The sequence below is a fragment of the Sunxiuqinia dokdonensis genome (assembly GCF_001270965.1).
Lineage (GTDB): Bacteria > Bacteroidota > Bacteroidia > Bacteroidales > Prolixibacteraceae > Sunxiuqinia > Sunxiuqinia dokdonensis.
In genome coordinates this window covers 1-13,239 of record NZ_LGIA01000170.1, presented here as the reverse complement: position 1 = coordinate 13,239, position 13,239 = coordinate 1, and the positions used below count along the sequence as shown (strand labels likewise).

Below are 13,239 nucleotides of genomic sequence, written 5' to 3'. Positions count from 1 at the left end.
AAATTGAGCTGGTTTTCAGTAATAAATGTCTTATATAATTATAAACTACGCAAGTTTAACATTTACGGCATTTAATCCTTTACGGCCATCTTGAAGATCGAAAGTTACTTCGTCGTTCTCTCTAATTTCGTCGTTCAATCCTGATACGTGTACGAAATACTCTTCTGATGATGCTCCGTCTGTGATAAATCCAAAACCTTTGGATTCGTTGAAAAATTTAACTGTTCCTTTGTTCATAATAATTGTAATAAATAATAAATACTGGCGCAAATATACATTTAATTTTTTGAATAAAAGATTTTTTTTCAATTAATTACAGACGCATGGGGCGGAGGAGGATCGCTTTGTATAGGTGCCACGCGGGTTTCCATCGGTTGACGTGCGTGCTCCCATTTTAACACTCCGGGCATGAATTTCGTTCTTTTCATCTTCAGGTCATCAGCCGGTCTTAAACTATGAAGTTAGGATGGATGGTAAAGCGTGCTGCCAATCGGAGTCATGGCAGTGGTTTTACCTCGAAAGGCAGTTTTGACGTAAACGAAAAAATCGTCGGATTATCGGTGATTAGATGTTTAACATGTAAAATTTAGTTTGCTGATCATCAATATGCTAAGTCAATACTATTTTCGGATTCTAATACTTTCGGAAAACTTTTTAAGATTTGTGTGTTCGAGCACGCACAAATTGATATATTTGTGCAGACAATTTGAAACAGTAGGATCGCTGTGCATAGGAGAATGCATTTGAATGGTATCATTGGGTACGACTGCTGTTGAAAAAGAGATTCAAACCATAAAAAGCATAAGTATGACCAGTCTAAAAAACATGTTTTCAGTCGTGGTTTTAGCGGCGATTTTTGCCGCCTGCCAAACCGGGAGCCGTCCTGAGCAAACGGAGATGGCGATTGTTCCACAACCCAACGAGATGACTACCCTTGACGGTTGTTTCACCGTTCATTCAACAACTGCCTTTGTAGTTCCTGATCTGCCTGAGTTGAAGTCGGCAGCGGGTTTAATTAATGAGCGTTTTCAACAAGCCGCGGGCTTTGCATTGGAAATGACTTCGGAAAAGCCAGCAAAGAATTTTGTTGCACTCGAGTTGGATGATTTAGCCGATTTCGGTGAAGAGGGCTATGAGCTGGCCGTTGATGAGAATGGCGTTACCATCAAGGCATCAACAGCACGAGCCGGCTTCTATGGACTGGCAACCATGCTTCAATTGCTTCCACCGCAGATTGAAAGTCAAACTTTGGCCGCCAATGTGGACTGGGTGATTCCTTTCGTGCAGATTAGAGACCAGCCACGCTTTCCCTGGCGTGGGATGCACCTCGATGTTTGCCGGCATTTTGTGCCGGTCGAGTTCATCAAAAAACAGCTGGATGTGATGGCGCTCTTCAAAATGAATACCTTTCACTGGCACCTGACCGAAGACCAGGGCTGGCGCATTGACATTAAAAAATATCCGAAGTTGACCGAGCTTGGATCGATTCGCACGGAAGGCGATGGCAGTGAATATGGTGGCTACTATACTCAGGACGAAATTAAGGAAGTGGTGGCTTATGCGGCTGAGCGCTTTATCAATGTGGTGCCCGAAATTGAATTGCCGGGACATTCGCTGGCAGCTTTGGTGGGCTACCCGCATCTGTCGTGCACCGGAGGCCCTTTTCAGGTTCGCAATGTGTGGGGTGTTGAGCCCGATGTGTACTGCGCGGGGAAAGAAGAAACGTTTCATTTCCTGGAAGACATTATCAACGAGGTAGTGCCGCTGTTTCCCTACGAATATTTTCATATTGGCGGTGACGAATCTCCCAAAGATCGCTGGGAAGAATGTGCTGACTGTCAGAAGCGCATCAAAGCCGAAGGCCTGAAAGATGAACATGAGTTGCAAAGCTATTTTGTGCAACGCATTGAAAAGGTGCTGCTGGCGCATGATAAGAAAATGGTGGGCTGGGACGAAATTTTGGAAGGCGGACTCGCACCTTCGGCCACGGTGATGTCGTGGCGGGGCGAAGCAGGTGGCATCGAGGCTGCCAAACAAGGGCATGATGTGGTGATGACCCCAGGTAACTGGGTTTATCTCGATCATTATCAGGGCGACAGCAAAGTGGAACCTGTGGCTATTGGTGGTTACACCACGCTGGAAGAGTCGTACGGCTACGACCCGGTGCCTGCCGATTTGGAAGGAGAACTGGCCAAGCATGTTCTTGGCACGCAGGGCAATGTTTGGTCTGAATACCTTTATACACCCGAATTGTTTGAATACCGCATTTATCCGCGTATTATCGCTTTGGCCGAAGTGGGCTGGACGCAGAAAGAAAATAAGAGCTATGAAGATTTTCTGAAACGTATGGACCCGCAATTTGTACGGTTGGATTTTCACGATATTAACTACCATATTCCACTGCCGGAAGGACCGGCAAACCACATGGCATTTATTGATGAAGCCAAGCTTGCGTTTACCAACACGCGTTCGTTGAAAATGGTGTACACCCTTGATGGAAGCGAGCCGGATCAAAACGCCTTGGTGTATGATTCTCCACTGACTTTTACAGAAAATGCTACGGTCAAGATCCGTTCGGTTCTGAGCACAGGAACAATGAGCCCGGTACGAACCATCACCGTTGAGAAGCAAGAATTGCTGCCGGCTGTCTCGGTTGAAACCAGCCACACTGGGCTGCAAGGTAAGTATGCTGAGGGAGTCTTTATAAAAGTTGCAGATTTAGATTCGGTTGAAGACTGGAAAACCATTCAGGTGAATGAGAAAAACCTGCGAACCATCAACAACTACCAGGAGCCCACAGGAGCTATTCTTGAAGGTTATTTCGAAATCCCGGAAGATGGGGTGTATGAATTTCAAACCAATTTTGACCAGCTTTTTGTTGGTGGTCGGCTTTTGGTGAATAATGATGGCGAAGTGAAACGCTATTCGCGAAATAATGCCCAAATCGCACTGGCTCAGGGAACCCATCCGGTCAAAATTATTTACCTGAACAATAACATCGGCGGATTTCCGCAGTCATGGAATCATTTCATTGTTGACTATAAAAAGGCGGGTGACGAGAAATTCTCCCAAATCAAATTGGAAAATTACAGCTATTAATTTAAGAAGCTGTGTTCTGAAAACCTTTCTGGCGCAAGGTGGTGAAGACAGCTTCTTTTTTGTAACATTGAAATCTACTCAATCATGAAGAATATACTACTACTCATTACGTTTTTAATGACCGGATGGACGGCTGCCGGGCAGTCGTCCGATCCGGTAACTAATGTTTGGAATTATGTCGAAAATGTCGATGTGATCCAGGAAAACAAAGAACCGGCGCATGCTACTTTTGTGTCGCACGGATCTAGTGATGCAGCTTTAAATACCCAAGCAATAGATGCCAATTTTCGGCAGTACCTCGACGGAATTTGGAAGTTCAAGTGGGTGCGTTCGCCAAAAGATCGTCCGACCAGTTTCATGAATCCGGAAGAAAATGTGGCAGATTGGGACAACATAAAAGTACCTTCGAACTGGGAGGTGGAAGGTTACGGCGTGCCGATTTACGTCAACCATCAGTATGAATTTGCAGACCACAAAGCACCGGTAGCTGATGATATTGAGTTAGACGGGATCTATCCAAAATACCCGGGGAAAGTGCCTCACGAGTATAATCCGGTGGGTTCTTACCGTCGCAGCTTCGTAGTGGCTGACGATTGGAATGGCAAGGAAGTTTTTCTGCACATCGGTGCCATGAAATCAGGCGGCTTTGTATGGATTAACGGGAACTATGTGGGCTACTCACAAGGCAGTAAGTTGCCTGCCGAATTCAATATTACACCACATCTTCAGCGAGGCGAAAATACCATTGCACTGCAAATTTTCCGCTGGACCGATGGCTCTTATTTGGAGTGCCAGGATTTTTGGCGCATCAGTGGAATCGAGCGCAGTGTCTATCTGTATGCCCAGCCCAAACTGCGCATTCGCGATTTTGAGGCCAGCGCAACGCTTGACGCTGCTTACCAAAATGGTGAGCTGCAACTGGCCGTTGAACTGAGCAATCATTTGCCCAAGGCGCAGAAAATTCAACTGGCTTATCAGCTTATTGATGAGCAGGGTGGACTGGTGACCAGCGATTCCAAAAAGTTGGAAATTGGTGGACAAGCAACTTTATCCGGAGCTTTTTCGGCTATTGTTGAAAATGTAGACCCCTGGAGCGCGGAACATCCAAATCTATATACGCTTTTGTTGGAAGTTCAGGACAAGAAAGGGAACTCCTTGGAAGCTACGGCCATCAAAGTTGGCTTTCGTACAGTCGAAATCAAGCAAGGCTTGTTGCTGGTCAATGGTCAGCGCATTACCCTGAAAGGAGTGAATGCCCAGGAAACCGATCCGGAAACCGGGCATGTGATGAGCGAAGAAATGATCATGAAGGACATTCGCTTGTGGAAAGAGAATAACATCAATGCGGTTCGCCTGAGCCATTACCCGCGTGGGGCCCGTTTTTACGAATTGTGTGACGAGCATGGAATTTATGTGGTTGACGAAGCCAACATTGAGTCGCATGGGATGTACTATGGTGAGCATTCTTTGGCTAAAAAACCGCAGTGGGAAAACCAGCATGTCGATCGCATGGTTCGCCTGGTGGAACGCGATAAAAACCATCCGTCGGTCATTATTTGGAGTATGGGTAACGAAGCAGGCAACGGGGTGAACTTTTATGCTGGCTACGAAGCCATGAAAGCAGCCGACCCGCAAAAACGTCCCGTGCAGTACGAGCGTACGTACAAAGATCACGATGGCAGTATTTTGGATATGGATTGGAACACCGATATCGTGGTGCCTCAATATCCATCGCCCTCATTTTTTGAATATATCGGCAAACACAAAACCAACCGTCCGTTTATTCCCAGCGAGTATGCCCATGCCATGGGAAACAGCACTGGGAATTTCCAGGATTACTGGGATGTGATTGAGCTGTATGATAATTTGCAGGGTGGTTTTATTTGGGATTGGGTGGACCAGTCGATCTGGAAAACCAATGAGAAAGGCGAGCGCTTTTATGCCTATGGTGGCGACTATGGCGAGAATATGCCCACCGATAATACTTTTTTGAATAACGGAATTGTATTTCCCGATCGCTCGGCACAACCCGGATTATATGAAGTGAAAAAAGCACACGAGTTTATTAATTTTAAATCTGCGGGGGTTAATAATCACAACGAGCTGCGCGTGTTTGTTGAGAATCTCTACGATTTTACCAATTTGAATATATTCAACTTTACTGTTCAAATTAAGGCGGATGGTAAAGCGTTGAAGACCGACCATTTTGACGAGCTGGACGTGGAAACACACACTGGACAGATGATCCGGATCTCGCTGAATGGCCTTGAGCAAAAGGCCAATACCCGCTATTTTGTCCATCTGTCTGCAACCTTGAAAAATGAGTGGGGCTTGTTGCCCGCCGGATTTGAAGTGGCCCGCGAACAAATTGAGTTGCCTAAACTTTTCAAAGCTGAGCCGATGCCTGTGTCAAATGGAGAAGCGGTAACCGTTCAGCAAGTCGAAAAACAGGTTGTTGTTTTTAATAGCGATTTTCGCTTTGTTTTTAGTCAGGCAGAAGGTCGTCCGGTTTCGTTCGAATATAAAGGCACAGAACTGCTGAAAGATGGTAAAGGCCCAAGACCCAATTTTTGGCGGGCGCCAACCGACAATGATTTCGGAAACCGCATGCAGTTCAATAACCGCGAATGGAAGAAAGCTTCCTTATTTTCTGAAGTGATTTCGATGGAAACCGAAACACTGGCCGAAAACCTTGTCAGGGTGGAAGTTACCTATGAACTGCCTGGCGTGAATACAAGCTTTATCAGTGTGTATGAAATTGCCGGGACTGGCGTCGTTAAAGTTTCCAACCGTTTGAATACAACCGAATATAAAGCTGATATTCCCCGCGTCGGCATGCGCATGCAATTGCTAAAAGCATACGATCAGCTCGCATATTTTGGCCGTGGCCCATGGGAAAACTATGTCGATCGCAAAGCTTCTACTTTCGTCGACCTCTATCAAGCCAATGTCAGTGAGCATTATGTGCCTTACGTGCGTCCGCAGGAAAACGGATACCGGACCGATGTTGGCTGGTGGGCGCTGTGTAATGAGCAAGGTGCAGGTTTGTTGATTGTAGCTGATCAGCCCAAAGCGGGTTTAGGCATGAGCGCCTTGCATATGCCAAACGAAGATTTTGATACAACCGAAGGATTGGATTACGAAGGGAACAGTGAAGTGGAGCCTGAGTTTCGCATTGATGGTATTCCTGAAGTGAATGGCAGCAAGCACATCAACGACATCAAGGAGCGTGATCTCGTACAGTTGAATATCGACCTGGGACAACGCGGCCTGGGTGGTGACAACAGTTGGGGAGCTCGTCCGCAGAAAGAGTACACCTTGAGTGGACAGGAACCTCATGAGTACAGCTTCTTCATGGTGCCGTTTGAAGACGGTTCAACGGAGAAGTACATTGAGATGAGTAAAACGCTGCTGCGAGAAAAGTAATTTTAAGGTTTAAAAGGAATCGACGCAATGAATCGCAATTTATTACTCGCATGTGGTTTGGCCTCTTTTGCTGCCGGATGCACCGCTTCAGCTCCAAAAGAAGCTAAGCCTGAAAAACCGAATATTATCTTTATCATGACTGATGATCATTCGTACCAAACCCTTAGTAGTTACGATGATCGTTTTATTCAAACCCCGGGGCTCGACCGCATTGCCAGCGAGGGAGTAACCTTCACCAACAGTTTTGTGGCCAATTCCATTTGTGCACCAAGCCGTGCCGTAATGTTGACGGGTAAACACAGCCATGCCAACGGTCAGCGCGATAATGCCGATACTTTCGATGGCAGTCAGCAAACTTTTCCGAAACTGCTGCAACAAGCCGGCTACCAAACCGCTTTAATCGGAAAATGGCACCTGAAAAGTAATCCTACAGGCTTCGACTACTGGAACATCCTTCCGGGCCAGGGAAGCTATTACAATCCCGATTTTATCGACTCAACCGGACAAAAACGTTACGATGGTTATGTAACCGATGTAATTACCGATTTCAGTACCGACTGGCTTGATAAACGCGACAAAGACAAACCCTTTTGTATGCTGGTACACCACAAAGCGGTGCATCGCGTGTGGATGCCGCCAACAAAATACCTGAACGAATTTAAAGACCAGCAGTTCCCGCTACCCGATAATTTCTACGATCAGTACGAAGGGCGAATTGCGGCAGCTTCGCAGGAAATGAGCATCATTAAAGACATGGACGTGGTGTACGACCTGAAGATGCTGGATAAAGAAGGCGAAGTAAAAAGTCCGTACCGTGGCTATTACGAACATGGAGCTTACCAACGGATGAACGATGAGCAACGTGCAGCCTGGGATGCGGTTTACAACCCGATCATCGAAGATTTTAAAGCCCGGAAACTAAGCGGCAAAGAACTGGCCGAGTGGAAATACAACCGTTACATGCAGGATTACCTGGCTTGCGTAAAATCGCTGGACGATAATGTGGCCCGCCTGTTGAAATATTTAGATGATAACGGACTGGCAGAAAATACGCTGGTGGTTTACACTTCCGACCAGGGCTTTTACATGGGCGAGCACGGCTGGTTCGACAAACGTTTTATGTACGAAGAGTCGTTCCGCACTCCTTTGCTGATGCGTTTTCCAAAAGCATACGCAGCCCAAGGTAAAATTGACGGGCTGGTACAAAATATCGATTATGCACCAACCTTTTTGGAATTAGCAGGTGTTGATGTTCCTGAAGATATCCAGGGCGAATCACTGGTGTCGCTGGCCGAAGGAAAAGCTACCGATTGGCGCGATGCCTTATATTATCACTTTTATGAATACCCGGCTGAGCACGCAGTAAAACGTCATTACGGAATTCGCACTGACCGGTATAAACTCATTCATTTTTACAACGATATTGACGAGTGGGAATTATATGATTTGGAAAGTGATCCAAGCGAAATGAAGAACCTGTACGGAAAAGCAGAATATCAGGAGTTGGCTGATAAACTGAAAGTGGAGCTTCATAAATTGCAGGAGCAATATCAGGATCCGGTGTTGCTCGATGAATAATGGTCAGTCATCGGAAACCGGTAGATTTTACTAAATCAGATGAGTATGCGATTTGATAATAGAGCATGACGGATAGGATACAAAAAAGCAGGCGAACATTCGTCTGCTTTTTTGATTTTTTGTGAAACCGTGCCGGGCTTACGCTTTGTTTTGTTCCAAAGTCATAATGCGTTGAAAATGGTTCTCGAGGTGTTGACGCATGGCAATCCGGAATTCGTCCGGAGATCCGCCTTTCAGTACATCCACAATTCCGCGGTGCGACACGTAACGCTTGTTTGAGATGGGCTTGTGGATTAAGCCGCTGTCGTAAACATAGTTAAAAACAGGAAGCAGCATTTTCTGAAAATTCTTCAGTGTCTCGTTTTTTGTGATCGAATACAGCTTGCTGTGAAATTGAATTTCATGGCTGATATCAAACAAAATGTCTTCGCTGAATTCGGGTTCCTGATCCACAATTTCATCCAACTCGCGCAGGTCCTGATTCGTGATGTGTCTAAAAATCAAATCACCGATGCCAATTTCAAGGATCAGTCGAAGCTCAAAAATATCTTTTAGGGTGCTGTTATCCAGAATATGTGGGATCATCGACTTTTGAAGAAGTGAGGAAATATCGGGGCTCGTAATTACGGTTCCTTTGTGCTTTTTCGATTCAATCATCCCCATGGTTTTGAGTCGATTCAATGACTCCCGAATTACCGTTCGGCTAACACCCATGGCACTGGCCAGTTCAACTTCTTTCGGAATCACATCACCCGGTTGCAGGGCATTTTTCTTAAAATAATCCACGAGGTTCATTTCTACTTTATCTACCAAACTTCTTGTATCAATCGCAGCTAGCAGATTTTTTTCATCAATTTCCATTGTGCTTGTATGTTTTTAAATATGTACTACATAACACAACAAATTTGCAAAAATGTTTGGAATAAAAAAAACAATTTCTACATTTGTTTCGTCTTATGTAGGACATAAAGCAATTGAGAAAAACTAACACTTAATTTTATGATGATGGAATTTAAAAAATTACTGTCTTTTTGCTGGATCGTGACGGCGCTGCTATTAAGCAGCTACGCATATGGTCAGCAAAATGTCTCCGGACAAATCGTTGAGGCTGCTACAGGTGAGCCACTGCCTGGAGCAACCATTGTTGTTCCCGGAACAACAACCGGAACGATTAGTGACTTTGATGGAAACTATTCACTGGCGCTTCCGGCAGATGCTGATCAACTACAGTTTTCGATGGTTGGCTTCGAACGGCAAGTGGTTAACATTGCTGGGCAGAGCGTTATTAACATCGCTCTGGCTGTTGAAACCACGGCGCTGAATGAAGTTGTGGTCACCGGTTATTCTACCCAGTCGCGCGCCGAGATGACAACCTCTATCGCCAAGCTCGACACAAAAGTATTGGAGAGTGCGCCGCGGTCGAATGCGGCAACGGCTTTGCAAGGAACGATCGCAGGGTTGAAGGTGACCCAAACCACTGGCCAACCGGGATCAACTCCCAGTTTAGTGGTTCGCGGTGGTACCAGCTTCTCGGGAACTGGGAGTCCCCTGATTTTGGTTGACGGTGTGCCAGGATCATTTTATGCGTTGAACTCTGACGATATTGCCTCAATGGAAGTTCTAAAAGATGCAGCATCAACAGCTATTTATGGAGCGAGGGCGGCCAATGGTGTTATTTTAGTAACCACCAAAAAGGGAAAAGCCGGCCAGTCAAGAATTAACTTCCGGGCCAAGTTTACCACGAACGAACATCGGGAAGACCCGATGGAATATTTGGGCGCTGCTGACTACGTGAAGTTCAACCGCCTTGGTGTGAAGCAGGCACAGGACGTGATGGGCTATGCCTGGTTAAACCAATTTCTGACTGGTGCCCAGGCTGCCGGAACCGGAAATAATACCACCAATTCGATTTATACCACGATGGTATTGTCGGACGACAACCGCTACCTGCTTGATTATGAAGGGTGGCAAACCATTGAAGACCCTGTGAATCCTGGTACCATGCTCATTTTTCAGGAGAATCAGATGAACGAATTGTTTTATCAAAATAGTCATGCGCAGGACTATAGCCTGAGTTTTGACGGCGGAAATGAGCGGGGAACCTATTACCTTGGATTAGGCTTTATGGATGACAAAGGCCTGGTGTTTGGGTCTGCTTTCAAGCGGTATTCAGGAACCTTAAATACATCCTATAAATTAACGGATGCCCTGAAGGTAACTTCAAATTTCATTTATGCACATTCGAATCAGAATTTGCCGTTTGACAGCGAGTATAACTTGTTTCAGCGTACGGCCGGTTTAGCACCAACATCGAGGATTTACAACAATAATCCGGACGGAAGTTTGTCGAACGAATACCAGCCAGGAACCTACCTGGGATTTGGTAATCCGCTTTACTATCAAGACAAGTTCATTCGCTATAACCTCGAGCAGCGCTTAACCGCATCTGTTCAACTGGATTACAAATTCTTGAACGACTTCACCTTAACTGCACGAGGAAGTCATTTTACGATCAATAATTCAAACGAATCGTTTAATAAAGCATACCTCAATTCAGGAAGTTTAAATACAGAGCGGCTGGCCTCGGCATCGCATCAGCGCACTTTGCGTGACCAGTTTACAGCAATGCTCAACTACAAGAAAACGCTTGCTGAGAACCATAATATCAACGCATTGGTTGGTGCTGAATATTTTCAGGAAAAATATTTCTCATTCAGCGCATCCACGCGTCTTTCGCCTACCGACTTGATTTACACGATGAATGTTGGCTCCGAAGCCAGCGGTATTCCTTATTCGTACCGCACTGGTTATGAAATCGCCTCGCTGTTTGGACAAGTCAATTACGACTTCGATTACAAATACCTTTTGGGCTTGACCTTCCGGTACGATGGAACATCGCGGCTGGGAAACAACAAGTATGGATTTTTTCCCGGTGTTTCAGTAGGATGGAATGTACACAACGAAGACTTTTTTCAACAGTCGAATATTAAAAATACGGTCAGCAAAATTAAGCCGCGTATTAGTTACGGGGTGAATGGCAACATTGACGTATTAAGCAACTTCGGTGTTTTTGGAACCTACGGAAAAACGACGATTTACGATACCCAGGCGGGTTACGCCAACAACCAATTGCCTTTGCTGGATTTGAAATGGGAACGTTCCACCACCTTGAATATGGGATTGGATTTGGGCTTGTTTGATAACCGCGTAACCGTGATTGGAGATTACTTTATCCGCGATGTGGAAGACAAGCTGGCCAACCTGACTTTGCCACTTTGGACTGGTTTCTCGGCCATTACAACCAACAATGGAACACTTCGGAACAAAGGGCTTGAACTCCAGGTAAATGCCGATGTGGTTAAGTCCGGTGATTTTAACTGGAATGTTGGACTAACCTATTATTCTGTTCGCAACTTCGCCCACAAACTGCCTGACAATGGTGTGGATAAAAACCGCCAGGGAGGAACGGAGATATATGATCCGGCAACAGGTGAAACCAAATATGTTGGCGGTTTGCAGGAAGGTGAACGTGTTGGATACGATGTGATTACCGCTTATGTGTTTGACGGGGTTTACCAAACCCAGGCCGACATTGACGAGCATGATGGACGTGTCGTAGAGTTTGCCGTTCAAAAGGATACCCGTTTTCTGGGTGACACTCGTTGGAAAGATCTCAATGGAGACAACGTTATTAACTATCTGGATCGACAGGTTATTGGGAGACGAACACCCGATTTTACCGGGGGTTTAACTTCTGATTTTAGCTACAAGAACTTCAACTTGTTTGTGAAAACCGACTTTACCGTGGGGCATATGATCATCAACGGACGCCGGGTGAAGGGGATTGCACAAACCCAGGGTAACCAAAACGGTCCGCTTGAAATCAGAGACTCGTGGACACCGGAAAACCCAACTTCAAACGTTCCAATTTTTACCTTGGTTGACCGGCAGCGGAATCACCTGGCAGCAGGTGGCGACCAGGGATCGATGAACAGCAGTAGTTCCAGAATGTGGGAAAAAGGCGATTACCTGGCCTTGCGCGAAGTAACTTTGAGCTATGATTTACAAGGAAAACATGTAAAAAATGTCTTCGATAATATGCGCCTCTATCTGACGGGAGCAAACCTGGCATACTTCAATGATTTCACCGGAAGCTCACCTGAAGAATCCGGTGACGGAATCGACTACGGCAGGTTCCCATTGCCACGAACGATAACCTTTGGCGTAAACGTAACTTTTTAAGCATTACCAATTATGAAACTGAAAAAATATATCCTGTTACTAATGACCATAGCACTTTTAAGTGCCTGTGATCTTGATATGGAGCCGGAAAGCGATTTAACCTACAATGGCTTTTGGAACACAGAAGAAGCGGCAAAAGCTGCACATGTGGGCATTTACTCCAGCTACCGAAACTACGCGTTCACCCAATGGCAAATGGGAGAAGTCCGCTCAGACCTCTGGGGTGGAAATACCTTTGCCAATTCGCCCAACGATATTGATTTGATTGCCAACAATATCAGTTCTACCCTGGTGTATTTTGGCAACTGGGCCAACTTTTATGGCTTGTTGCACTACATCAACGACTTTGTGAAAAATGCACCCAACGTGGAATTTGCCAACGAAGCAGAGAAAAATCATATGCTTGGACAAGTTTATGGTTTGCGTGCGCAAGTTTACTACACCATGGTAAAAGCCTGGGGCGATGTGCCAATCAGTACCGAGCCACTTCTGGAAGTGGATTTGGAAACCCTGAAAAAACCCCGGGCTCCAAAGACGGAAGTCATGGCTCAAATCAAGCGTGATATTGCCACATCGTTAGAATATTTTGGTAACGACAACAGTTTGTGGTTGGGCAAAAAAACCTACTGGTCGAAAGCGGCAACGCTGGCCTTGAAAGGCGATGCTTTTCTGTGGTCAGGTACGGTTTTGGGCGGAGGAACGGCTGATTTTACCGAAGCAAAAACAGCCCTTTCTCAAATTCAAGGGTTCAATCTGGTGGATTACAATAATCTATGGGGACAAAGCAATGAAGAAAACGACGAGTTTATTTTCACCATCGATTATCAGCAAGATCAGGCCAGTAACTTTTACGGAGGTTTGTTCACCACCCGAGCGGTTGATTTGGAGCCTTTG

General features: G+C 45.7%; 7 protein-coding genes. 5 read left to right on the top strand and 2 right to left on the bottom strand.

Features of this window, described 5'->3' with window-relative positions:
• Window positions 1-45: 45 nt before the first annotated feature.
• The gene (locus NC99_RS13735) at window positions 46-237 is read right to left on the bottom strand and encodes a cold-shock protein (protein ID WP_053184650.1); all 192 of its coding nucleotides are present in this window, start codon (window positions 235-237) and stop codon (window positions 46-48) included.
• A gap of 570 nt (window positions 238-807) precedes the next feature.
• On the opposite strand from NC99_RS13735, the gene NC99_RS13730 reads away from it, so the two are divergent.
• The 3 genes from NC99_RS13730 (at window position 808) to NC99_RS13720 (ending at window position 8,103) form a co-directional block, all read left to right on the top strand.
• Window positions 808-3,099: a family 20 glycosylhydrolase gene (locus NC99_RS13730; protein ID WP_053184720.1), complete on the top strand. Its 2,292-nt coding sequence runs from the start codon at window positions 808-810 to the stop codon at window positions 3,097-3,099.
• A gap of 84 nt (window positions 3,100-3,183) precedes the next feature.
• Complete coding sequence (locus NC99_RS13725; protein WP_053184648.1) at window positions 3,184-6,525, top strand: glycoside hydrolase family 2 TIM barrel-domain containing protein; 3,342 nt, start codon at window positions 3,184-3,186, stop codon at window positions 6,523-6,525.
• Window positions 6,526-6,552: 27 nt separating this feature from the next.
• Window positions 6,553-8,103, top strand: coding sequence for a sulfatase family protein (locus NC99_RS13720; protein ID WP_053184646.1), 1,551 nt, complete (start codon window positions 6,553-6,555; stop codon window positions 8,101-8,103).
• Window positions 8,104-8,241: 138 nt separating this feature from the next.
• On the opposite strand, the gene NC99_RS13715 is transcribed toward NC99_RS13720, so the two are convergent.
• Complete coding sequence (locus NC99_RS13715) at window positions 8,242-8,964, bottom strand: FadR/GntR family transcriptional regulator (RefSeq protein ID WP_053184644.1); 723 nt, start codon at window positions 8,962-8,964, stop codon at window positions 8,242-8,244.
• A gap of 138 nt (window positions 8,965-9,102) precedes the next feature.
• On the opposite strand from NC99_RS13715, the gene NC99_RS13710 reads away from it, so the two are divergent.
• Both NC99_RS13710 and NC99_RS13705 read left to right on the top strand, forming a co-directional pair.
• Window positions 9,103-12,345 (top strand): SusC/RagA family TonB-linked outer membrane protein, encoded by a 3,243-nt coding sequence (locus NC99_RS13710; protein WP_204375011.1) that lies wholly within the window; start codon window positions 9,103-9,105, stop codon window positions 12,343-12,345.
• Window positions 12,346-12,357: 12 nt separating this feature from the next.
• A partial coding sequence (locus NC99_RS13705) for a RagB/SusD family nutrient uptake outer membrane protein (RefSeq protein WP_204375010.1) occupies window positions 12,358-13,239 on the top strand: 882 nt, incomplete at its 3' end.

What these genes read in the sequence shown, in the direction of transcription:
- NC99_RS13730 (WP_053184720.1), top strand. Translation starts at nt 808, where the DNA reads ATGACCAGTCTAAAAAACATGTTTTCAGTCGTGGTTTTAGCGGCGATT.
- NC99_RS13725 (WP_053184648.1), top strand. Translation starts at nt 3,184, where the DNA reads ATGAAGAATATACTACTACTCATTACGTTTTTAATGACCGGATGGACG.
- NC99_RS13720 (WP_053184646.1), top strand. Translation starts at nt 6,553, where the DNA reads ATGAATCGCAATTTATTACTCGCATGTGGTTTGGCCTCTTTTGCTGCC.
- NC99_RS13710 (WP_204375011.1), top strand. Translation starts at nt 9,103, where the DNA reads ATGATGATGGAATTTAAAAAATTACTGTCTTTTTGCTGGATCGTGACG.
- NC99_RS13715 (WP_053184644.1), bottom strand. Translation starts at nt 8,964, where the DNA reads ATGGAAATTGATGAAAAAAATCTGCTAGCTGCGATTGATACAAGAAGT.
- NC99_RS13735 (WP_053184650.1), bottom strand. Translation starts at nt 237, where the DNA reads ATGAACAAAGGAACAGTTAAATTTTTCAACGAATCCAAAGGTTTTGGA.